This window comes from Lelliottia sp. AC1 (assembly GCF_023278595.1).
Lineage (GTDB): Bacteria > Pseudomonadota > Gammaproteobacteria > Enterobacterales > Enterobacteriaceae > Enterobacter > Enterobacter nimipressuralis.
Map to the genome: position 1 here is coordinate 1,162,390 of NZ_CP025699.1, position 22,809 is coordinate 1,185,198.

The following is a 22,809-nucleotide window of genomic DNA, read 5'->3' on the forward strand; positions in this document are numbered from 1 at the left end:
GTACGGGGCATCACAACGTCACACCGCTTTGAAATGGAGATCTCATGGGAATTCGTCACACGCTTCGCGCCGCTGCCGGTGCGCTTTTGCTGCTCTGCGGTTTGCAGACCGCCCACGCTAACAGCGATCCGCACACCATTGTGTTTGGCGTTGCCCCAGGCCCTTACGGCGATATGGTGAAACAGGCCATTGCCCCCTCGTTGAAAGAGAAGGGCTACAAAGTCGTGGTGCGCGAATTCAGTGATTACGTGCAGCCAAACATGGCGCTCTCAAACGGCAGCATCGACGCTAACCTGTTCCAGCACTCGCTCTATTTTAATAAGTTCACGGCGGATAAAGGGCTGAAACTGACCAAATTACTCACCGTGCCGACTGCGGGAATGGGCTTTTACTCGCGCCAAATCAAGAGCCTGGATCAGCTTAAAAAGGGCGATATTGTGACCCTGTCAAACGACCCGACCAACCTCGCGCGCGGCCTGCGTTTCCTGCAGTCCCTGAAATTAATCACCATCAAAGACAACATCGATCCAACCAAAGCCTCTGAGCGCGATATTGCCAGCAACCCGAAAGGGCTGGTCTTCAAACCGCTGGAAGCCGCGCAGCTGCCGCGCACGCTTGATAGCGTCACGGCCTCGCTGGTGAACGGCAACTTTGCGATTGCCGCCGGGCTGGATCTCTCCAGCGCTCTGGCGCAGGAGCATCTCGATGAAAACCTGAAAAATATCATCGCCGTACGCACGGAAGATGCGGATAAACCCTTCGCGAAAGATATCGTGGCGGTGGTGCAGTCCCCGGCCTATCGCGCGGTGATCGACGATCCGAAAAACGTGTACACCGCTTTCCAGAAACCGGACTGGATGACGGCCGCAAAACCGTAATCGCATAACCGATCGACAGGGCAGCCGAGTCTGCCCTTTTCGCATTTCTGAGGTAGTCATGATTGAGTTAGACAAGGTATGCGTCGACTTCCAGACAGGACGTGGACCTTCCACCCGTGCGGTTTCCGACGTCAGCCTGACGATTGCGACGGGCGAGATTTTTGGCATTGTCGGCACCAGCGGCGCCGGGAAAAGCACGCTGCTGCGCACCCTTAACGCGCTCCAGCGCCCGAGCGCGGGGCGCGTGAATGTTAACGGCGTGGAGATTTCTGCCCTCGAAGGCGTGAATCTGCGTAAAGCGCGCCAGCGCATCGGTATGATTTTCCAGCATTTCAATTTAATGCATACCCGCACGGTGGCGCAGAACGTGGCGTTTAGCCTCAAAGCCGCCGGATGGGCGCGCAGTAATATTGCCCCGCGTGTGGCGGAGATCCTCGCCCTGGTCGGGCTGACGGACAAAGCGAATCGCTACCCGGTGCAGCTGAGCGGCGGGCAGAAACAGCGCGTGGGGATCGCCCGTGCGATTGCCAACCATCCTGACGTCCTGCTCTGCGACGAACCGACATCCGCGCTGGATCTGGAAACCTCGGCCACCATTCTGGCGCTGCTGAAGCAGATCAACCAGCAAATGGGGATCACGATCGTGCTGATCACCCATGAGATGAACGTGATCAAATCTATCTGCGATCGCGTGGCGGTGATGTCCGGCGGCGAAGTGGTGGAGCTGGGCGAGGTGTTTGACGTCTTTGCCCATCCGCAGCATCCGTTCACGCAGCAGCTGGTCTCCCATACTCTGAACCTGACCCTGCCGGAGCGGTTGCAGCAACACCTGCCGGGGCAACTGCTGAAAATTCTGTTTATCGGGGATTCCGCCGAGCAGCCCGTGCTCTCGGATGTGGCGATCAAATTTGGCGTGGCGGTGAATATTCTGCACGGCAAAATCGAGTACATCGGTGAACGCGCGCTGGGGATTCTGGTGGTGCAGCTGACGGCGGATGACCCGTCCGTGGTGGCGTCTGCCGTGGAACATATTCGTCATCGTACAGCCCAGGTGGAGGTGATCCGTGGATGATTTAGTGGCCGATCTGGGCCTTGCGTTTAACGAAACCTTCCAGATGCTGAGCATCTCAACGGTGCTGGCGATAATTGGCGGCCTGCCGCTCGGCTTTTTGATTTTCGTCACCGACCGCCACCTGTTCTGGCAAAACCGCGCTGTCTATCTGGTGAGCTCCGTGCTGGTGAACATTATCCGTTCGGTGCCGTTCGTGATCCTGCTGGTTCTGCTGCTGCCGTTGACGCAGCTGCTGCTCGGCAACACCATCGGTCCGATTGCGGCGTCGGTTCCGCTCTCCGTGGCGGCGATTGCGTTTTACGCTCGTCTGGTGGACAGCGCGCTGCGAGAAGTCGACAAAGGGATCATCGAAGCGGCAGAAGCCTTTGGTGCCAGCCCGATGCGGATTATCTGCACCGTTTTACTGCCGGAAGCGAGCGCCGGGCTGCTGCGTGGCCTGACCATTACGCTGGTGAGCCTGATCGGTTACTCGGCGATGGCGGGAATTGTCGGCGGCGGTGGGGTAGGGGATCTGGCGATCCGCTACGGCTATTACCGTTACGAAACCCAGGTGATGGTTGTCACCGTGATCGCGCTGATCGTGCTGGTGCAGATTGTTCAGGTGCTGGGCGACTGGCTGGCGAAGCGCGCCGATAAGCGCGATCGCCGTTAGAGAATCAGGCCGCCAGCCAGGCGGCCACCGCGTTAAATTCGCCCCGAAAGACAATTTTATCGGCTTTTTTCGCCAGCTGAAAGCGGTACATCGGGTCGTAATAGTCATTGAGCAGTGGCGCAAGCCAGGAATAGTGCGCCTCGGTACGTCCGGTGCGCTGCTGCTCGATGAGCGCGGAATCAAGTAAGGCGCTGAACTCTGCAAACCGCTGTAACCCCAGACGGCGGCGGATGGCAAACAGGCCGTGGTGCAGATAGTCGGTGTACTCCTGCCAGCCTTTTTCTTCGCCGAATGCGGCTGAAAAATCCTGCCACATGTGCGCGAAATACTCCTCGCGCAGGCGTTCAAGACGAATATCAAAAGGATCGTCCACCACCACGATAGGCGATTCCGCCATGCGCTCGCGCAGACACTCCGGCAGATGGTTGGAGCCAATCATTCGGCCTTCGTCTTCCAGCACCCAGCGTGCGGCGTCCTTTTTCAGCAGCGCAACGGCCAGCTGATTTTCAAAACTGGCCTGCGACAGCTGAGCGTTAAGCGTGCGGCCAAAGGATGAGCCGCGATGACGCGCCAGCCCCTCCAGGTCGATGCCCGACGCGTGCTGTTTAACCAGCAGCGTTTTGCCGCTGCCGGTACAGCCGCCAATCAGCACCATCGGCTTTTGCACCTGTTCGGCGGTGGCTTGGATCGCGGTCTGACGCAGGGCTTTGTAGCCGCCCACAATCAGCGGGTAATCAATGCCCACCGCGTTTAGCCACGCCTGGGCAATGTGCGAGCGCTGTCCGCCACGCGCGCAGCAGAGATAACCGCCAGGGTTTGCCAGGCAGGCGTCGCGCCAGGCGTTAATCCGCTCTTCCCGCGTGTTGCCGCTGACCAGACTATGGCCCAACGCCAGCGCAGCTTCTGGCCCCTGGCGTTTATAGCACGTGCCCACGGCGGCGCGTTCGTCGTCGGTCATCAGCGGCAGATTGAGCGCAGCAGGCATGGCGCCCTGGGTGAATTCGATCGGCGCGCGAACGTCGATTAAAGGGATATCGGCGGCAAGGATCGCGCGATAGTCCGTTCCATCGTTCATGAGAAGTCCTGAAGGAAACAAAACAGCAATAGGCGGGGATTTTACGCGCGTTGAAAGATGCCGGGGAAGGAAAAGATCAACTCCCCGGCATTTAGACCTTATTTGAGTTTGCTTTGCGCCCAGGCGATGCCGCTTGCGTACTCAGGTGGCAGCAGCGGAACCATCGCTTCGAGGGTGGCGCTCAGGCGGCCAGCGTCGTCATCGTTCAGATTGAGATGCCCGACTTTTCGGCCTTCGCGCACCTCTTTGTCGTACCAGTGCAGATGGACCAGCGGCAGTTTCAGCCAGTCATAATTCAGATCGGTACCGATGAGATTGATCATCACCGACGGGCTGTTCACCACCGGCTGCGGCAGCGGCAGATCGGTGATGGCGCGCAGGTGCAGCTCAAACTGGCTGATAGAGGCGCCGTTTTGTGTCCAGTGGCCACTGTTATGCACGCGCGGGGCGAGTTCGTTGATCAGCAGACCGGCTGGCGTGATAAAGCACTCCATCGCCATGACGCCGACATAGCCCAGCTCATGCATGATGGCTGAGAGCATATCTTCGGCCTGCGCCTGCTGAGTGGCGTTCGCCTGCGGGAACACCACGCTGGTGCGCAGAATGCCGTCCTGATGCAGGTTATGGGTCAGGGGATAAAACACCGTGCTGCCGTCATGGGCGCGCGCGCCAACCAGCGACACTTCGCCGCTAAAATTGATCCCCTGCTCGACGATACATTCGCCGTAGCACTCGTCCGGCAGCTCGGCGGTTTCGTTTGCACGCAAACGCCACTGGCCGCGCCCGTCGTAGCCGCCGGTGCGACGCTTCACGATCGTCAGCTCGCCGAGGGTCTCGAAGACCGCCGGCCATTCGCTTTTATCCGCCAGCAATTGCCACGGGGCCGTCGCCAGGCCCAGCTTGTCGAACAGCTGTTTTTGCGTCAGTCGGTCAGCAATAATCGGGAACACATCGCGGTTCACGAAGGCGTTATGACGCGCCAGCTCGCGGGTTAACGCAGTTTCCGGCCAACGCTCGATTTCAGCGGTGATGACGCTTTGCTGAAACGGCACGGCTTCTGGCTCAGCGTCCAGCCCGACGGGCCAGACGCTGATGCCCAGCGGCTCACCCGCCTGACGCAGCATTCGGCCCAGCTGACCGTTCCCGAGGACGCAGACCTGTTTCATGCCTCACCTCGCGGATCCGGATTCTCCAGCACCTCGTCGGTCTGGGCTTTACGCCACTCTGCCAGACGCTGATGCAGCTCTTTATCGTGTGTTGCCAGAATTTGTGCCGCCAGCAGCGCAGCGTTCGCGGCACCCGCTTTGCCAATCGCCAGCGTACCGACCGGGATTCCGCGCGGCATCTGTACGATGGAATAGAGGCTGTCGACGCCGCTCAGGGCAGCACTTTGCACCGGCACGCCCAGCACCGGCACCAGCGTTTTGGCGGCAATCATGCCTGGCAGATGTGCAGCACCGCCCGCACCGGCAATGATCACCTGATAGCCGTTCTCTTCTGCGCCTTCGGCGAAGCTGAACAGTTTATCGGGAGTACGGTGCGCGGAGACCACTTCAATATGATGTGGAACGTTCAGGATTTCGAAGATTTCGGCGGCAAACTGCATGGTAGCCCAGTCGCTTTTGGACCCCATCACGATGGCGACACGCGCCGGATTATTGCGGGAAGACATGCGTCTTAAAACTCCTGTGGGTGCGGAACACACTGCTTTGAGGGCACAGAGAATAGCATTAAATCACGAGCAGGAAAACGATTGCGTAGCGATGTTTTCGGCAACAAAGAGAGGGGGATTAAAACGGGAAAGGGATCAGTTCTATACCGTTTGGCGTGACTTTTACCATTGAGCCTTCCGTATGCCACGCGCCTAACACGACGCGGTGCGCGGGCTCGCCGTTAGCGCTCAGCGTGTGGACGTCCGGGCGATGGGTATGGCCGTGAATAAGCCATTGCACGCGATGTTTTTCCATCACCTCGATAACCGCCTGCGGATTCACATCCATGATGGACAGGGATTTGCTGCTGTTGGCGGCTTTACTGCCTGCGCGCATTTTGGCGGCAATGCGGTTGCGGATAAACAGCGGCAGAGCGAGAAACAGGGTCTGAATCCATGGCGTATGGACTTTGGCGCGAAACGCCAGATAGCCGGTATCGTCGGTGCAGAGCGTGTCGCCGTGCATGATCAGCACCTGGCGACCGTAGAGATCGAGCACCTGTTCTTCCGGCAGCAGCATCATGCCGCTTTCACGGGCAAAGCGTTTGCCAATCAGAAAATCGCGATTGCCGTGGATGAAGAAGCAGGGAACCCCGGAATCAACCAGCGCTTTGATGGCGGCAGCGATTTCACGGTGCAGAGGGTTGGGGTCGTCGTCGCCAATCCAGGCTTCAAAGAGGTCGCCCAGAATGTAGAGCGCATCGGCAGAGCGGGCTTCGCCTTGTAAAAAACGCAGAAAACCGGCGGTGATCGCCGGTTCTTCTGTTTGCAGATGGAGGTCTGCAATAAAGAGTGTCGCCACCAATTACTCGCTGACGGTCACGCTGGTAATGATAACGTCTTCTTTAGGAACGTCCTGGTGCATACCGCTGCGGCCAGTTGCCACGCCTTTGATTTTCTCAACCACGTCCATGCCTTCAACCACTTCTGCGAATACGCAGTAGCCCCAGCCCTGCATGCTTTCGCCGGAGAAGTTCAGGAAGTCGTTGTCAGCCACGTTAATGAAGAACTGAGCAGTCGCAGAGTGTGGAGCCTGGGTACGCGCCATTGCCAGCGTACCACGGGTGTTTTTCAGACCGTTGTTCGCTTCGTTTTTGATCGCTTCTTTGGTTTCTTTCTGGTTCATGCCAGGTTCAAAACCGCCGCCCTGAATCATAAAGCCATTGATTACGCGGTGGAAAATAGTGTTGTTGTAGAAACCTTCGCGGCAGTAGTCCAGGAAGTTTTTAACTGTTTCAGGCGCTTTATCGTCAAAAGTTTTGATGACGATATCGCCATGATTAGTGTGGAAAGTAACCATTTTTGCATCCTGTTCCGGTATTGTGGTACGTCGACCTCTGTAAGGTCACAGATAAGAGGGCTGTTATAGCATAACCGTAAGACGGGATCATCTTGCATTGTGTGCTGATTCCGGTCTGAATTATGGGTATTATACAGACTTTATTATCCACACACGTCTACACGGAATCTTCGATGTTAAAAATCTTTAATACTCTGACGCGCCAAAAAGAGGAATTTAAACCTATCCATGCCGGGGAAGTCGGCATGTACGTGTGTGGTATCACTGTTTACGATCTCTGTCATATCGGTCATGGGCGTACTTTTGTCTCGTTCGACGTGGTCTCTCGCTACCTGCGTTTCCTGGGCTATACGCTCAAGTACGTGCGTAACATCACCGACATTGATGACAAAATCATTAAACGCGCTAATGAAAACGGTGAGAGTTTTGTCGCGCTGGTGGATCGCATGATCGCCGAGATGCACAAAGATTTTGATGCACTCAATATTCTGCGTCCGGACAGCGAGCCGCGTGCCACCCACCACATTCATGAAATTATCGATATCACCGAAAAGCTGATTGCCCGCGGTCACGCCTATGTTGCCGACAACGGCGATGTGATGTTCTCGGTACCGACCGATCCGAACTACGGCCAGCTCTCTCGCCAGGATCTGGACCAGCTGCAGGCCGGTGCGCGCGTTGACGTCGTTGACGTGAAGCGCAACCCGATGGACTTCGTGCTGTGGAAAATGTCCAAAGCCGGTGAACCAAGCTGGCCATCCCCGTGGGGCGAAGGGCGTCCGGGCTGGCACATTGAGTGCTCGGCGATGAACTGCAAGCAGCTCGGCAAGCATTTTGATATTCACGGCGGCGGGTCGGATCTGATGTTCCCGCACCATGAAAACGAAATCGCTCAGTCCACCTGTGCTCACGGCGGCGAGTACGTGAACTACTGGATGCACTCCGGCATGGTGATGGTCGATCGCGAAAAGATGTCCAAATCACTGGGCAACTTCTTTACCGTGCGCGACGTGCTGAAATATTACGACGCGGAAACCGTTCGCTACTTCCTGATGTCCGGCCACTATCGCAGCCAGCTGAACTACAGCGAAGAGAACCTGAAACAGGCGCGTTCTGCGCTGGAGCGTCTGTACACCGCGCTGCGCGGCACCGACAAATCTGTCGCACCGGCAGGGGGCGATGCGTTCGAAGCACGCTTTATCGAGGTGATGAACGACGATTTCAACACCCCGGAAGCCTACTCGGTGCTGTTTGATATGGCGCGTGAAGTGAACCGCCTGAAAACAGAAGATATGGCTGCCGCGAACGCGCTGGCCGCTCATCTGCGCAAACTCTCTGCGGTGCTCGGCCTGCTGGAGCAAGAGCCGGAAGTGTTCCTGCAAAGCAGCGCGCAGGCGGACGATGGCGAAGTGGCGGAAATTGAGGCGTTGATCAAAGCGCGTCTGGAAGCGCGTCAGGCGAAAGACTGGGCGGCGGCGGATGCGGCGCGTAATCGCCTGACCGAAATGGGGATCATCCTGGAAGATGGCCCGCAGGGCACCACCTGGCGTCGTAAGTAGGTCACTGTTACCCGGTCAATTCCGTAAAACAGTCAATAAAGCGCCCGACATGTTCGGGCGTTTTGCTATTTCTAGGCCGACTCCCGCGCGATCAACTGCCCGGAAAGGGTAATCCGCTGCGTTTGCAGATCCGGCTCTTTCAGCTTGCGAATCATTAAACCGGCCGCCTGACGGCCCGTCTCTTCACTCGCCGACGACACATAGGTGAAGGACGGCGAGGTCAGATTCACATGCAGCATATCTTCAAACCCGACCAGCGCGACCTGCTGCGTCAGAAACACATCTTTACCGACGGTACGCCCGACCTGATGAATCCCGGAAATCGAACCGATCATCGCATCCGGCGAATGGCAGAGCAGGGCGGTGATGGTGTTGTTTTTTTCCAGCAGCTGACGGGTGATAAACCCCGCCGCCTGGGTATCGTCGCTACAGACCGGGGCGGACTCTTCGCGGTTCACCAGGCCGTATTGCGTCATCGCGCTGCGAAAACCGAGCAGGCGCTGCTCGCGGATCAGACAGCCTTCCCGCCCGCCGATATAGGCGATATTACGATGCCCGCGCTCAATCAGATAACGGGTGGCGAGATTCGCCGCCTGGCGATTATCGCGCATCACCAGATTGCAGGTTTCATTCAGCAAGGACTGGGAGACCACGACCAGCGGTAACGGGCATTCGCGGATTTGCGCCGGAAGCGTGGAGGTTCGTGTATCGGACGCCAGATAGATCACCCCGGCGACGCCCTGCTGTTTAAACGAAAGCAGGCAGCGCTCAAGATGCTCGTGATCGTTAAGCGGCTGCCCGAGGAAAACCATATAGCCTTGCTTTTCCAGCTCCTGCACGATGCTCGCCATCACTTTGATGGAGAAACTGTCGCTGAAATCACGCAGGATCAGGCCGATAAGATTGGAGGTGTTGGCGCGAAGATTGGCGGCAGCGACGTTATGAATGTAGCCAAGCGTATTGATGGCAGCGTGGACTTTCTCAATCGTTGCCTCTGAGATTTTCCCTTTCTGACGTAACACCAGCGAGACGGTGGACACCGATACGCCTGCGTGTTTTGCGACATCAATAATGCTGACTTTCTTCAAACTCGCTCCCTGAAATTTCTCGATTATCAGCCAGATAAGACACGCCTCCCAGAGTACAGGAGACGTGCCGGTCCGGCATCTTATTATTTACCGATCATGGTGGACATGGTCTGGGCGATAAACTGTGCTCTGGCACCGAAAATCACCTGAATACCGTTATCGCCGACGAAGACGACGCCGCGCGCACCCAGACCGTTCAGCCCGTCTTTATCCACTTCATCACTCTTCGCCACTTCCAGACGCAGACGCGTGATACAGGAGCCGACGGAGTCGATGTTTTTCGCGCCACCCAGCAGGCCGATGATTTCGGTCGCGATTTCGGTGTCGGTTTTGTCATCCGTGGTGGCGGTCACTTCCGTGCGGCCCGGCGTTTTGACGTCGAAACGGCGGATGACGAAGCGGAAGGTGAAGTAGTAGATCAGCGCCATCGGAATACCGATGATCACGGCGTTGAGGAAGTTAGTCTGATAGCCGTTGAACGACGGCAGGATACCAAACGAAATGTAGTCAATCAGGCCCGCAGAGAAGGATTTGGCGATGTGAGCGTGCAGAAGGTACATCGTCATGTAGGCCAGACCCGCCATAATAGCGTTAAAGACGTACAGGATCGGGGCCACGAAGATAAAGGTGAACTCCACCGGCTCGGTGATACCCGTCAGGAAGCAGGTCAGCGCCGCCGAGAACAGAATACCGAAGGCGATTTTCTTATTCTTGGTGTGGGCTTCGTGATACATCGCCAGACAGGCCGCAGGCAACGCGAACAGCATCAGCGGGAACTCACCCTGCATGAATTTACCGGCGTTCTGGTAGGTGTCGCTGCTAAAGGATTTGGTCCCTTCTTCCAGCATTTTGAACCAGATTGTCTGATCGCCGTGGATCACCTGACCCGCCTGAGTGGTGTAATCGCCGAACGAGTACCAGAACGACGGATACCAGATGTGATGGAGGCCGAGCGGGATTAACGCACGTTCAACCAGACCAAAGATAAAGGTCGAGGCCGCCTGATTATCGCCGTTCACAATTACCGACAGGGCATCGATCCCCGCCTGAATGTGCTGCCAGACATACGGCAGCAGCAAACCGAGAACGAATGACAGAAACGCAGTGGCGATGGCGACAAAACGCTTGCCGGAGAAGAAGCCGAGGAATTCCGGCAGCTGCATGGTGTGGAAGCGGTTATAGCACCAGGCCGCAAGAATACCGCAGATAAGCCCGCCGAAAACGCCCATTTGCAGTGTCGGAATGCCCACCACCATGGCGTATTTCCCGCCCTGGGAGGCCATTTCCGGCGTAATGCTCAGAACGGTGCCGATGGTGATGTTAGTGACAAATACCGATACCGCCGCCGACAAGGCTGCGATCCCGGATTCAGACGCCAGGCCGACGGCAGAACCAATGGCGAACAGCATCGGCAGGTTATCAAAAATAACCCCACCGGCGTTCATCATCAGCGGCATGTGGAATTTATCGCCGAAGGCTAACAGCAGGCCCGCAGCAGGAAGCAGTGAAATTGGCAGCATCAACGCGCGACCAATCATCGATAACTTAGACAACGATTTAACAAACCCTGATATCAGACTCATGCTGATTTCCCCCGAGAAGCGCTTTGAGAGGCGCTGTTATTGTAAGTAGAACGTTTTAGTAGAACGTTCTACTTATCGTGAGAGAAGCCTGAAATTCGTGCAACTTAATTTTCACATTTCAACAAACGAAATAGTGATTCTTTGAAGTTGATCGAGAATTAACCGTTATGGTTGAGGGGAAATCAGGGAGCTGAGAGGGGGGGAAATACCGGGCGGCAGAAATGCCTTACCCGGTCTACAAACACCAATCACGCGTCATTGGCCCGGCAAGCTAAGCGCCGCCGGGCCTTGAGCGACTCAGGTGGTAATGGTGATGCTCTGGTTTTCGAAGGTGACCGTCTGCCCTGCGACAATTTTGCAGCGCTTGCGAGTTTCAACCACGCCATCGACTTTAACCAGGCCGTCGGCGATGAAAATCTTCGCCTGCGCGCCGCTTTCGCTCCAGCCTTCCAGCTTCAGCAGATCGCACAGTTCAACGTGCGGGTGTTTACCTAATGAAAATGTCGCCATCTTACGCTTCCTCTGCGTCGTGATACTCAACGCATGCTTGCAATGTATTCTGAATCAGGGTTGCTACGGTCATTGGACCCACGCCACCCGGTACCGGTGTGATGTAAGACGCGCGCGCGGCGGCGTCTTCAAATACCACGTCACCCACCACTTTGCCGTTTTCCAGACGGTTAATACCCACGTCCACTACGATGGCACCTTCTTTGATCCACTCACCCGGAATAAAGCCCGGCTTACCGACCGCCACGATCAGCAGGTCGGCATTCTCGACGTGCTGACGCAGGTTTTTGGTAAAGCGGTGCGTCACGGTGGTGGTGCAACCGGCCAGCAGCAGCTCCATGCTCATCGGGCGGCCAACGATGTTGGATGCGCCAATCACCACGGCGTTCAGACCGTAGGTGTCGATGTTGTAGCGCTCCAGCAGCGTCACAATACCGCGCGGCGTACACGGACGCAGACGCGGTGCGCGCTGGCACAGACGTCCAACGTTATACGGATGGAAACCGTCCACGTCTTTATCCGGTGCGATACGCTCCAGCACCTTCACGTTGTCGATGCCCGCAGGCAGCGGCAACTGCACCAGAATACCGTCGATCGCGTCGTCGGCATTCAGGGTGTCAATCAGCTCAAGCAGTTCTGCTTCGCTGGTGGTTTCCGGCAGATCGTAGGAACGGGAGACGAAGCCCACCTCTTCACATGCTTTACGTTTACTGCCGACATAAATTTGCGATGCCGGGTTGCTGCCAACCAGCACAACGGCTAACCCTGGAGCGCGTTTTCCGGCCGCTGTACGCGCCTTCACTTTTTCCGCGACCTCAGAGCGCACCTGCTGCGCAATCGTTTTACCGTCAATAATCTTTGCTGCCATCAGAGAGAGGATTCCGTCTGTAACGTTTGAAAGGGGGATTGCCTATATTTTGTCAGAAGCGAGGCCCGCTGTCAGTCACCCATTGAGAGATTTCCACAATCAGGCCCTAAACCCTGCTCATTGAATGGTCTTTTCCTAAGGGAAATTAGGATGTAGCCTGGAATTATCGCAGTGTTTTGACCTGTTTTAATATTTGTACGTGGGCTACTTTGTTGCTTCCAAAATAAACTTTCAATTACGCAATTGAATGTGTTTTTTATTCCCGAATTAACCCGGGAAGGGCTTTTTATATTCCAAAGGAACAGATATGAAACTTAGCAATATTGCTTCTTCCGTCATTGCTTCGCTGGTATTGGTTGCGGGTGCAGCTCATGCAGCAGATCCCGTTTCCGTCAATGGCGGTACCGTTCACTTTAAAGGTGAATTAGTTAATGCGGCATGCGCAGTAAATACTGAATCTGCGGATCAGATCGTGACTCTGGGTCAATATCGTACCGCTAAATTCACGAAAGTGGGCGATACCACTTCTAATATTCCGTTCAACATTGAACTGAATGATTGCGATCCAGAAGTGGCAGCCACCGCTGCTGTTGCCTTCACCGGCCAGATTGATGCGACCGATAAAACCCTGCTGGCTGTAACCGCAGGCGATAACGACAACACGGCTAAAGGTGTTGGTATCGAGATCCTGGATAGCGCGTCCAGCACCCTGACACCAGACGGTGCAACCTTCTCCGCAGCGAAAACGCTGATCGCAGGGACCAACACCCTGAACTTCACCGCACGCTACAAATCGACTGCGGCAACCACTGAGCCTGGTCAGGCGAACGCGGACGCCACTTTCGTCTTGAAATACGAATAATCGGCTTTTCAGGGAAGACCGGGCCTCAGGGAAGAGGCCAGTTTGATCCACATCGAGGGCTAAGGATGACCAGAATTGGGCTTCTGTTTCTGCTGACGATTACTGCCGTACAGCCTGTGATGGCGCACCGCGTGGTGGTGGATGGCGGACGGGTACATCTCAAAGGTGAGCTGGTCAACGGCGGTTGCGCCGTGGCGCCCGAGAGTCAAAGCCTGCGCGTGGAGATGGGGCAGTATCGCACCAACGCCTTTCACGGTGTGGGCAGTTTTTCGACGGTGGATGTGCCTTTTACCCTGCGTCTGGTGGATTGCAGTGTAGATGTTTCCCGCACGGTCGGGATGATGTTTCAGGGCATTACGCCCGCTGAAGATCCGCAGGTTTTTCTGGCAACATCCCGTCCCGGCAACAGCCGCGTCAGTAGCGGGATTGGGCTGGCACTTTTTGATTCGCAGAAGCGACAGATTATTCCCAACGCCTCCGCCAATAATATGCTGCCGATCGACACGCCCGAGCTGAACTTTCATTTCAGTGCGCGCTATCGGGCTATTTCAGAACACCTTGTGCCGGGCAATATTCAGTCGGATGTCTGGTTTACGTTGATTTATCCATAACGTCGTACACGCCTGCGAACTTAATAGTAAAGGTATTGTTGTGATGAACTCCCTAATAAAACCAGGACTGATCTTTTCGCTTATTTTGATGATAATTTCTCTGCCCGTTCAGGCATCCGGTGGGATTGCTCTGGGGGCGACGCGCGTGATTTATCCGGCCGACGCGAAACAGACATCGCTCGCGATCACGAACAGCAATAAACAAGAGCGCTATTTAATTAACGCGTGGATTGAAAACGATCGCGGGCAGAAAGAAAAAACCTTCGCGGTCACGCCGCCGCTGTTTGTCAGCGAACCCGACAGCGAGAACACGCTGCGCATAATCTATGCGGGGCCGCCGCTGCCAACGGATCGCGAATCCCTGTTTTACATGAACGTGAAAGCCATTCCTTCGGTGAACAAAGCCAACCTGGAAGGGAAAAACGTTCTGCAGCTGGCGATTCTGTCGCGTATCAAACTGTTTGTGCGACCAAAAAATCTGGCGATGCCGCCGGAAGAGGCGCTTTCGCAGCTGCGCTTTGAACGCGCGGGCAACCACCTGAAAGTCAGCAATGCTTCACCCTATTACGTCACGCTGGTGAACCTGCAACTCGGCGGGAAGAAGCTGGAAAATATCATGATTGCGCCGAAGAATTCAGCCCAGCAGGCGCTACCTGACGGGGCCAGCGGCACGCTCTCCTGGCAGAGCGTGAATGATTACGGCGCGATCACTCCCGCGCGTCGCGTCAGTCTTTGAGCAGAGTCACAGTGATGAATCCTTCACGATGGCGTTACCGCCCGTGTGTGCTGGCCATAATGGCGGTGCTCTGCCCGGGGATAGCCTGGTCTGAGAACTATTTTAACCCCGCGTTTTTGTCCGATGACACGGCGGGCGTGGCGGATCTGTCGCGCTTTGAGCAGGGGCATCAGCAGGCGCCTGGCACCTATCGCGTGGATATCTGGCGTAACGATGAGTTTATCGGTACCCAGGATGTCCGCTTTGAGGCCGGGGATGAAAATACGCCTCCGGTCGCGGGCGGGCTGTCGCCGTGCATCACGCGCGCGATGCTGGACCGCTTTGGCGTCAACATCACTGCCTTCCCTGAACTGCTTAACGTGACCGGCGAAACCTGCGTTCCGCTGGCGACGGCGATCCCCGGCTCGGAGATTGGCTTCAATTTTGCCTCGCTGCGCCTGAACGTCAGCCTGCCGCAGGTAGCAATGCAGAACAGCGCGCGCGGTTATATTCCGCCGGATCAGTGGGACGAAGGCATACCGGCGCTGCTACTGAACTACAGCTTCAGCGGCAACAAAGGCAATGACGCCGACAACAGCTACTACCTGAATCTGCAAAGCGGACTGAACTATGGCCCGTGGCGGCTGCGTAACAACGGTGCGTGGCGCTACACCGAGAGCAACGGGGAAAGCCATCGCGAGTGGCAGAACATCAGCACATCCGCCCAGCGGACGATCATTCCCCTGAAAAGCGAGCTGGTGGCCGGGGACAGCAACACCGGCAATGACGTGTTCGACAGCCTCGGTTTCCGCGGGCTGCGCATGTACTCCTCTGACAGCATGTACCCGGACAGCATGCAGGGCTACGCGCCGACCGTGCGCGGTATCGCCCGCACCCCAGCGAAAGTGGTGATCCGCCAGAACGGGTATGTCATCTATCAGAGCTACGTGCAGGCAGGGGCATTTGCCATCAGCGATCTGAACCCGACGTCGTCGAGCGGCGACCTTGAGGTCACGGTTGAAGAGAAAGACGGCAACCCGCAGCGCTATACGGTGCCGTACTCCACGGTGCCGCTCTTACAGCGTGAAGGCCGCATGAAATACGATCTGGTGGCGGGGGATTACCGCAGCGGCAACGACGATCAGGACACGCCGTTCTTCACCCAGGGCACGCTGATTGCCGGCCTGAGCAACGGTTACACCCTGTATGGCGGCACCCAGCTCGCCTCACGCTACAGCGCCATCGCGCTCGGTGCGGGGAAAAACTTCGGCGACTGGGGGGCGATTTCACTCGATGTCACCCAGGCGCGCAGTCAGCTGGCTGACGACAGTCGTCACGAAGGGCAATCTTTACGTTTCCTGTATGCCAAATCTCTGAACGGCTTCGGGACTAACTTCCAGCTGCTTGGCTATCGCTATTCCACCAAAGGGTTCTACACCCTGGATGACGTGGCGTGGAAAGCCATGGAAGGTTACCAGTACAGCGACAGCAAGGACGAGAACGGCGTGTCGGATGTGGTGAGTTATCACAATCTGACGTGGAACAAAAAAGGGCGCTTCCAGGTGAACATCTCTCAGTCGCTGGGGGATTACGGGTCGCTCTATGTGTCGGGCAGCGAGCAAACCTACTGGGGAACCAGCGATTCCAGCGTCTGGTATCAGCTGGGTTATGCCGGCGGCTGGCGAGGCGTGAGCTATTCCGTCTCCTGGTCGTGGAATCAGGCGGTGGGTATTGATGGCACAGACAAGCTGGCCTCGTTCAACGTGTCGGTTCCGTTCAGCCTGTTTACCCGTCACGGTTATCGCCGTGACAGCGCCTTCGATCGCGCCTACGCCACGGCCTCTGCCAGCCGCAACAGCAGCGGAGATACCACCTGGCAGACCGGCGTCAGCGGCACCTTGCTGGAAGATCGAAACCTGAACTACAGCGTGAGTCAGGGACACACCAGCACCAACGGTGCAAGCGGCAGCGCCAGCGCAAACTGGCAGGCCACCTACGGCACCTTCGGGGCCGGATACAACTATTCCCGCGACCAGCACGATCTGAACTGGCAAATGTCAGGCGGCGTGGTGGGCCATGCGGACGGTGTGACCTTCAGCCAGCCGCTGGGGGATACCAACGTGCTGATCAAAGCGCCGGGCGCGTCCGGGGTGAATGTCGAAAACCAGACCGGTGTGAAAACCGACTGGCGGGGTTACGCCGTGATGCCTTACGCCACGGTCTATCGCTACAACCGCGTGGCGCTGGATACCAATACCATGAACAACAGTACCGATATCGAAAACAACGTCAGCAGCGTGGTGCCGACCAACGGTGCGCTGGTGCGTGCCAGCTTTGATACGCGCATTGGCGTTCGTGCGCTGCTGACCGTCATGCGCGGCAATCAGCCGGTGCCTTTCGGTGCCGTAGTGCGCGAAACCGGAAGCGGCGTCACCAGCATGGTGGGCGATGACGGGCAAATTTACCTCAGCGGGCTGCCGCTTAAAGGCGAGCTGCTGGTTCAGTGGGGCAACGGCGCCAGCGCCCAGTGCCACGCGCCGTACGTCCTGCCTGAAAAGAGCCTGCAACAGGCAATCACGATGAAGGAGATTCGCTGTGATTAAGAGTCGATACCTGATGGCCGCGCTGCTGGTAATGCTTCCTGTCACGCAGGCGCTGGCCACGGTCTGTGCTAACGAAAACGGTGTGCCGACGGATATCTATTACGATCTGACGGATAAGTTTAATAGTTCCAATAACCAGATTGGGCAGATTGTCACGCTTGCGGAGAAATCCCAGTGGGTGGGGGTCAACGCGGTCTGCCCGAAAGGGACATCGGGCAACACCACCAAGCGCAGCTACGTGACTGATTTCCCGATCACCAGTACCATTGATGGCTACAAATATCTGAAGCTGAATGAGTATCTGGATGGCGCGATGAAGATCACCGACAGCTACTCTGGCGTGTTTTACCCGCCGCAGAATTTTATTCAGATGGGGAGTCACCCGAACGTCTCTAAAAATCAACCTTTCGGGGTGAAAGACTCGAATCTGGTGTTTCGCCTGAAGGTGACGCGACGGTTTATCAATATGGTGGAGATCCCGCGTCAGACGATGTTCCGGGTCTATGTCACGACCACCTCATCGGACCCGCTGACGACCCCGGTGTATACCATCAGCTACAGCGGAACCATTCAGGTGCCGCAGAGCTGTGCGATTAACGCCGGTCAAGTGGTGGAATTCGATTTTGGTGATATTGGCGCCTCGCAGTTTAGCCAGGCCGGGGCGGGAAATCGCCCGCAGAACGTCTCGCCTAAAACCCAGACCATCGCCATAAAATGCACTAACGTGGAGGCCAACGCCTACCTGACTATGCGAGTGGAAACGGAAAAAGTGTCCGGAAATGCGCTGGTTTCTGATAATCCTGATCTCGGTTTTATCGTCGCCAGCACGAACAACACGCCCCTGACGCCCAATAATCTTGCCAGCAAGATCCCGTTCCGCCTGGATGATAACGCCTCGGCAGTCATTGGGATCACTGCCTGGCCGGTGAGCGTCACCGGGAATAAACCGAGCGAAGGGCGCTTCACCTCACGCGGCTATCTTCNCGTGGATTACGATTAAGGAGAGGGTGATGCGCATAGGGATTTTAGTTGCCGCTGTAGCCGTAGCCTTTATGCCTGTGAAAGGCGTGCTGGCGGCAAGCCCACTGGGCGAAATCNATATCGAACTGTACGGCAATATTATCGATTTTACCTGTGTGGCTGAGGGGAGCGACAGCGATAAATCGGTGACGCTGGGCACCTGGCCGACCAAACAGCTCGGCACCACGGGCAGCAGAACCCAGGCGATGCCGTTTACGCTGAAGCTGACCGGCTGCCCACCGGGTGCGGCGTCGATTACCTTTTCAGGAAAGACAGATCCGCAGGACCCAGAACTGCTGGCCTTAAACGATGCCAGCCAGGCGACGAATGTGGCGGTAGAAATACGCGATCGGGATAAAACGCGTCTGCCATTACAGCAGGCGAGCCAGGATGTGGTGGTAGATGAGCAGGGAAATGCGGTTTTGAATTTTTATGCGAATTATATCGCTACGGCAAATAATCCCCAGCCGGGGCGTGCAGATGCCGATGCGACCTTTATGATTAATTATAATTAAGCCTAAACACCCTCCCTGAAACTCACTGGAGTCTCAGGGAGGACTTTCAGATTAAAGCAGCTCGTGCGCTTTGGCATAATCAATCAGCTCTACAATAGTCTGCACACCTAATTTCGAGTAGATGTTGGACTTATGCGCACTAATTGTTTTGTTGCTAAGTAATAATTGCTGCGCGATTTCCTTGTTAGATAATCCATTGGCCAGATAACGCAAAACAGTCACCTCGCGGTTTGATAACGGCATGTCATTTATTGCTCCCCGGTGTGAGCCTTGATGATTTATAAAGCTCAGGGTCTCATAGGGAAAGAAGGAATATCCCGAGAGCAACATTTCCACGGCGTTATAGATATCATTCAGATCTTTTCTTTTGCTCACAAATCCATTTGCACCTGCGCGCATGGCGCGGCCAGCGTAAAACGATTCTGATTTGGAAGACAAAAACAGAATTTTTATGTTGTCATCTAAGTTCTTGATTCTTTTTAGCAATGAAAACCCATCTGTGCCAGGTAATTCGATGTCGAGGATCACCAGATCGATAGGGTGATTGCGAATGTAGTCGAGTGCTTCATGGCTGTCTCCTGACTTGAGTTTAATCTCAATGCTTTTGTTTTTCTGGAGCAGGACTTCAATTGACATTCTGACGATAGGGTGCTCGTCAATAATGATGACGGATGCCGGTTTCATTTTTTATGCCTCAGGTTGTGAAAGCGCAATTGCAATCTGTGCAAAAGTGCCTGGTAAGCCGGAAGGATAATTCTGCAGATCCTTATACGGGGGTAATTCCCTGGAAAAAGCGTAAGCATCCTTGTTTGCATTCTGATAAAAAATGGCAGTAGCGCGTTGGCTTATTAATATTTTGGAAAGAGTAAAGGTATTTCTTATTCTCCTTTGGAACATGCTTATTATACCGTGTAAGTTTTCTCCGAAAAGCCTGTAAATTATTCAGGGTGTGCTTATTAATATGATCTTCTGGAGACGGAAAGTGATTATTTTAAATTTGGGCTAAATCACCAGACATTCCTCTTAATGTGGATTATCCTATTTATGTAATTGCAAAAAATAATAGAATCCCCTCAATGTTAATTTAATGTTGCCATTTCACCCACTGTACGCGGAATCTTCTGCGCCATCATGGCGGAAGATTTATTGCCGCTTTCCGCGCGAGACCTTCATTTGAAAGTGCTGTTCACCTTTCAGCAAAAAAAGCCGTCGATTGCAGAAGGATCTGCTGCCAGCAAGGGATAGCGTTTTTAGCGACTCATTGAATACTCACGTTTTTACATCGTTATCATCTTTTTAACGGATGAAATTAAAACTTAACTTCTGGATGAAAATGCTGTTTTTTGATCGCTACGCAGAGATTAACATCACGAGAAATCCTGGATTAGGAATAGTTGTAATCTTTGCATAAATGTTAATTTAAAACATAATTTTAATATTGTGCGTAAGTAATTTCTTAAAGGTCTTTAGGAATTAAGGGGTTATTCGGGAGAGGAGACAGAAAGGCGATGCAGCAGATGCAGTAATTCCTGACGATGGTTTAACCCTAATTTACTGAGAATTCGTCCCAGACGATAAACCACGCGGCTGTAAGGGCGCTGGCGAAAAAGCGCAATATTTCTTAGTGATTCCCCCTGCGTCAGATATTGCAGGACAAACCACTCTTCTCTGGAAAAGTAGATGTGGCGATTATTCACGGGAGGGAGGGCGGTCGCTAACGCATGTTGCAGCGCCTGAGCCGGGAGCTGGCGCTCAAGCACATCAAAGGGACCGCTGGTTTTGCAAAACAGCCGGGCGTCATAGTCATCAGCGCGTATCAGCAGGCTCACGGCAGTGTAGGGGGGATACAGAATGGCGCGTCGAAGCGTGGTGAGCATCTCCATCAGCGGCATCGTGCGGCTCTCCATATCGACAACCAGTCTGGCCGAGGGCCAGTTTTCCAGCGCGCTGAAGGCCGATTCAAGCGTGTCATATCCGCAGCAGTGTTTCAGGGGGGATGGGCCGTGCTGAATTCCTGCATGCAGGAAACGATCGTGGGTCACGAGAACGATAAAGGGGGCGTCGGGTCTGCGTGTCTGGTTGATGGATTGACTCAAATAAACAAGACGATCAAAAAAAGGGGCGCTGGAACGCGAATGTGAAAAACCCAGCGAATCGCTTCCTTTACGACGACGCCGATAGCGGCGTACGGTCATGCGCATAGATTCTCTCTCAGGCTAATGTCCTTTTTTCTTCAGACCAGCCTACAGACGGCCAGTAATATCCCTGACCGAATCCCGCTCCTGCCTGCAGCGCGTACTCCCGATCCCTGTTTGACTCAATACCTTCAATAAGCACATTGCTGGCGACCTGTGCGCAGAGATTTACCAGCTGGGCTAGCGCAGGCGAGCCTTTTTTTCGCCAGAACGCCATCTTATCGATCTTGACGCCACATAACGGTAAACGACAGCCTAAAAATGGACGAACAGAAGCCGTGTTTACGTCATCGAGCCAGAGATGGCATCCGCGTTCGACGAGCGTCCACCAGTGGCGGGTCACGTGCTCACGCATGGAAGCCGGAAGTCTGAAGAGTGCGCTGGGTTCGACAATTTCAATATTCTGGCCGGCGTTAAGCAGCGGCAGGATTCGGGCGAAGGATTCTGGGTCACTCAATACGGTTATCGGCAGGTTGATAAAAAGGTTTTTAGCGTAAAGTGTGTTTTTTAACATGGCGAGCTGCAGTTCAAGCAGCCTAAGCGACTGTTTCACCGACTGTTGCTGAAAAAACGCTTCACTTTGCTCAGGGGAGGCGAGAAGGCTAAGCACTTCGCGCCCGACCACACGCGAAGAGGAGAGAGCCACGATAGGCTCCAGCTTGATGCCGATAATCTCTGGCGAGACGCTACGCAGTGGGGGAAGATCGCATTCTGGCAAGCCGGAATGGTTAAGCGGGAATGGGGAGGTCACTACACTGTCCTGTTATCTTCCGGCTCCTCGGCGCCGGGATACCGGAGGCTAGTGTGAGAGCGATGGTCGGCAGAAAATACCAGGCGTTACTTAAACGGCGTTAAGCCTTTTCGTAGAGTCATCAAGTGGCAGAAAAATGAGAGGAATGTCGAAAAAACAGACGTATTGACGAGGGATAAACAGGGGGATGGTGAGAAGGCAGGCGATTGCGCTAAAAGGCATTGACTCACTAGCCATTGACCGTATAATTCCAGGCGTTTCACACCGCAAGTGCACGCTTCTCCGTGCGCCCTTAGCTCAGTTGGATAGAGCAACGGCCTTCTAAGCCGTAGGTCGTAGGTTCGAATCCTACAGGGCGTACCATTAAGTCGCTGTTACTCACGCCATCACCACGTTAAGCAACTCCTCCACCGGTAGCGGTCGGCAAAAATAAAACCCCTGCAAGAAATCGATCTGTTTAGCACGCAGATAGTTCGCCTGTACCTGTGTTTCCACCCCTTCGGCAATAATCTTCAGATGCATGTTTTTGGCCAGCGCAATCATGCTGTCCACGAGCCGTGTATCGGCACTGACGCCAATCTGGCTGATAAACATTTTATCGATCTTGATGAATTCCGGATTCAGGGCAGAAATATAGGACAGGTTCGAATAGCCGGTGCCAAAGTCATCCAGCGCGACAGAGATGTTGGCGCGCCGTAGGGCAGCAAACCAGTTGCTCAGCTGCGGGGTAAAATGCAGCGGGTGTCTCTCGGTGATTTCCATCACCACCTGACTCTGATTCGCGACGCATTTCTTTAACAGCTCACAGGTGTCGATCTCGAAATTCGGATCGAGACAATTTTGCGCGCTGATATTAATGCAAATATAAGTTCCCACCGGGAAGTGCTGAATCGGGTGTTCGAGATCGGCAATCACCTGCTGGATAAGCAGATGGGTCAGCGAAATAATCAGGCCGTGTTGCTCTGCCAGCGGGATAAACACGTCGGGTGAAACATCGCCATAAGTGGGGTGCCGCCAGCGGGCGAGGACTTCGATGCCCGCGATTTTCCCGGTCTGCGCGTTGATAAACGGCTGATAAACAGGGGTGATTTGCTTTTGCGCGATGGCCGTTTTCAGGGTTTTCAACCCAGGCCGGGCGGGGATCGTTTTAAAGCGTGACAGACCGCGGATCAACGATGATCCCAGCCCGTTGAGAAACGTAGGATCTTTTTTAAGGGTGTTTTCCATAGGTCACTTTTATC

General features: G+C 55.0%; 23 protein-coding genes and 1 tRNA gene. 11 read left to right on the top strand and 13 right to left on the bottom strand.

The features are described from left to right. Positions 1 to 44: 44 nt before the first annotated feature. From C0560_RS05425 to C0560_RS05435, 3 genes are read left to right on the top strand one after another with little or no spacing between them, the layout of a single operon-like run. The gene (locus C0560_RS05425; protein ID WP_123429346.1) at positions 45 to 878 is read left to right on the top strand and encodes a MetQ/NlpA family ABC transporter substrate-binding protein; all 834 of its coding nucleotides are present in this window, start codon (positions 45 to 47) and stop codon (positions 876 to 878) included. Positions 879 to 936: 58 nt separating this feature from the next. Next, a complete protein-coding gene (gene sfbB, locus C0560_RS05430; RefSeq protein ID WP_248859778.1) occupies positions 937 to 1,950 on the top strand; it encodes a virulence-associated ABC transporter ATP-binding protein SfbB in 1,014 nt (337 codons plus the stop codon). Further along, positions 1,943 to 2,602, top strand: a complete 660-nt coding sequence (locus C0560_RS05435; protein ID WP_100777343.1) for a methionine ABC transporter permease — start codon at positions 1,943 to 1,945, stop codon at positions 2,600 to 2,602. The genes sfbB and C0560_RS05435 overlap by 8 nt, the downstream gene beginning before the upstream one ends. A 4-nt stretch (positions 2,603 to 2,606) precedes the next feature. Here C0560_RS05435 and mnmH read toward each other — a convergent pair whose 3' ends face one another. The 5 genes from mnmH to ppiB form a co-directional block, all read right to left on the bottom strand. After that, a complete protein-coding gene (gene mnmH / locus C0560_RS05440) occupies positions 2,607 to 3,677 on the bottom strand; it encodes a tRNA 2-selenouridine(34) synthase MnmH (protein ID WP_123429345.1) in 1,071 nt (356 codons plus the stop codon). A gap of 98 nt (positions 3,678 to 3,775) precedes the next feature. Next, complete coding sequence (purK, locus tag C0560_RS05445; RefSeq protein ID WP_123429344.1) at positions 3,776 to 4,843, bottom strand: 5-(carboxyamino)imidazole ribonucleotide synthase; 1,068 nt, start codon at positions 4,841 to 4,843, stop codon at positions 3,776 to 3,778. Continuing rightward, positions 4,840 to 5,349: a 5-(carboxyamino)imidazole ribonucleotide mutase gene (purE, locus tag C0560_RS05450; protein ID WP_100777340.1), complete on the bottom strand. Its 510-nt coding sequence runs from the start codon at positions 5,347 to 5,349 to the stop codon at positions 4,840 to 4,842. The genes purK and purE overlap by 4 nt, the downstream gene beginning before the upstream one ends. 118 nt (positions 5,350 to 5,467) lie before the next feature. After that, positions 5,468 to 6,190, bottom strand: a complete 723-nt coding sequence (lpxH, locus tag C0560_RS05455) for a UDP-2,3-diacylglucosamine diphosphatase (protein ID WP_123429440.1) — start codon at positions 6,188 to 6,190, stop codon at positions 5,468 to 5,470. 3 nt (positions 6,191 to 6,193) lie between these two features. Next, positions 6,194 to 6,688, bottom strand: a complete 495-nt coding sequence (gene ppiB, locus C0560_RS05460) for a peptidylprolyl isomerase B (RefSeq protein WP_107704116.1) — start codon at positions 6,686 to 6,688, stop codon at positions 6,194 to 6,196. Positions 6,689 to 6,861: 173 nt separating this feature from the next. Between ppiB and cysS the strand changes: the two genes are divergently transcribed. Then, positions 6,862 to 8,247 (top strand): cysteine--tRNA ligase, encoded by a 1,386-nt coding sequence (cysS, locus tag C0560_RS05465; RefSeq protein ID WP_102104252.1) that lies wholly within the window; start codon positions 6,862 to 6,864, stop codon positions 8,245 to 8,247. Positions 8,248 to 8,318: 71 nt separating this feature from the next. Here cysS and malI read toward each other — a convergent pair whose 3' ends face one another. The 4 genes from malI to folD all read right to left on the bottom strand — a co-directional run bounded on the left by malI (position 8,319) and on the right by folD (position 12,296). After that, complete coding sequence (gene malI / locus C0560_RS05470; protein ID WP_102104251.1) at positions 8,319 to 9,335, bottom strand: Mal regulon transcriptional regulator MalI; 1,017 nt, start codon at positions 9,333 to 9,335, stop codon at positions 8,319 to 8,321. Positions 9,336 to 9,418: 83 nt separating this feature from the next. After that, the gene (locus tag C0560_RS05475; RefSeq protein ID WP_100777337.1) at positions 9,419 to 10,918 is read right to left on the bottom strand and encodes a PTS transporter subunit EIIC; all 1,500 of its coding nucleotides are present in this window, start codon (positions 10,916 to 10,918) and stop codon (positions 9,419 to 9,421) included. Positions 10,919 to 11,215: 297 nt separating this feature from the next. Continuing rightward, positions 11,216 to 11,428: a ribosome-associated protein YbcJ gene (gene ybcJ, locus C0560_RS05480; protein ID WP_248859779.1), complete on the bottom strand. Its 213-nt coding sequence runs from the start codon at positions 11,426 to 11,428 to the stop codon at positions 11,216 to 11,218. 1 nt (position 11,429) lies between these two features. Beyond that, positions 11,430 to 12,296, bottom strand: a complete 867-nt coding sequence (gene folD / locus C0560_RS05485; protein WP_102104250.1) for a bifunctional methylenetetrahydrofolate dehydrogenase/methenyltetrahydrofolate cyclohydrolase FolD — start codon at positions 12,294 to 12,296, stop codon at positions 11,430 to 11,432. Between the two features lie 307 nt (positions 12,297 to 12,603). On the opposite strand from folD, the gene fimA reads away from it, so the two are divergent. The 6 genes from fimA (at position 12,604) to sfmF (ending at position 18,622) form a co-directional block, all read left to right on the top strand. Further along, on the top strand, positions 12,604 to 13,158 hold the full coding sequence (fimA, locus tag C0560_RS05490) for a type 1 fimbrial major subunit FimA (protein ID WP_100777334.1): 555 nt from the start codon (positions 12,604 to 12,606) through the stop codon (positions 13,156 to 13,158). A gap of 65 nt (positions 13,159 to 13,223) precedes the next feature. Then, positions 13,224 to 13,769, top strand: a complete 546-nt coding sequence (fimI, locus tag C0560_RS05495) for a type 1 fimbrial protein subunit FimI (protein WP_123429342.1) — start codon at positions 13,224 to 13,226, stop codon at positions 13,767 to 13,769. Positions 13,770 to 13,812: 43 nt separating this feature from the next. Beyond that, positions 13,813 to 14,505, top strand: a complete 693-nt coding sequence (fimC, locus tag C0560_RS05500) for a type 1 fimbria chaperone FimC (protein ID WP_248859780.1) — start codon at positions 13,813 to 13,815, stop codon at positions 14,503 to 14,505. Positions 14,506 to 14,519: 14 nt separating this feature from the next. Next, positions 14,520 to 17,087 (top strand): fimbrial biogenesis usher protein, encoded by a 2,568-nt coding sequence (locus C0560_RS05505; protein WP_102104248.1) that lies wholly within the window; start codon positions 14,520 to 14,522, stop codon positions 17,085 to 17,087. Further along, complete coding sequence (fimH, locus tag C0560_RS05510; protein ID WP_371923368.1) at positions 17,080 to 18,087, top strand: type 1 fimbria D-mannose specific adhesin FimH; 1,008 nt, start codon at positions 17,080 to 17,082, stop codon at positions 18,085 to 18,087. The genes C0560_RS05505 and fimH overlap by 8 nt, the downstream gene beginning before the upstream one ends. A 10-nt stretch (positions 18,088 to 18,097) precedes the next feature. Continuing rightward, positions 18,098 to 18,622, top strand: a complete 525-nt coding sequence (sfmF, locus tag C0560_RS05515; protein ID WP_371923369.1) for a fimbria assembly protein — start codon at positions 18,098 to 18,100, stop codon at positions 18,620 to 18,622. A 51-nt stretch (positions 18,623 to 18,673) separates the two neighbouring features. Here the strand turns inward: sfmF and fimZ are convergent, their stop codons facing one another. From fimZ to C0560_RS05530, 3 genes are all read right to left on the bottom strand, one after another. Then, complete coding sequence (gene fimZ, locus C0560_RS05520) at positions 18,674 to 19,306, bottom strand: fimbria biosynthesis transcriptional regulator FimZ (RefSeq protein ID WP_100777328.1); 633 nt, start codon at positions 19,304 to 19,306, stop codon at positions 18,674 to 18,676. A 797-nt stretch (positions 19,307 to 20,103) separates the two neighbouring features. Further along, positions 20,104 to 20,823 carry a response regulator transcription factor gene (locus C0560_RS05525; RefSeq protein WP_181827438.1) on the bottom strand — a complete coding sequence of 240 codons (720 nt, stop codon included), beginning with the start codon at positions 20,821 to 20,823 and terminating at the stop codon, positions 20,104 to 20,106. A gap of 10 nt (positions 20,824 to 20,833) precedes the next feature. Beyond that, positions 20,834 to 21,568: an EAL domain-containing protein gene (locus tag C0560_RS05530; protein WP_248859781.1), complete on the bottom strand. Its 735-nt coding sequence runs from the start codon at positions 21,566 to 21,568 to the stop codon at positions 20,834 to 20,836. Between the two features lie 286 nt (positions 21,569 to 21,854). On the opposite strand from C0560_RS05530, the gene C0560_RS05535 reads away from it, so the two are divergent. After that, a tRNA-Arg gene (locus tag C0560_RS05535) sits at positions 21,855 to 21,931 on the top strand. Positions 21,932 to 21,946: 15 nt separating this feature from the next. On the opposite strand, the gene C0560_RS05540 is transcribed toward C0560_RS05535, so the two are convergent. Beyond that, positions 21,947 to 22,795, bottom strand: coding sequence for an EAL domain-containing protein (locus C0560_RS05540; protein ID WP_181827439.1), 849 nt, complete (start codon positions 22,793 to 22,795; stop codon positions 21,947 to 21,949). Positions 22,796 to 22,809: the final 14 nt, after the last annotated feature.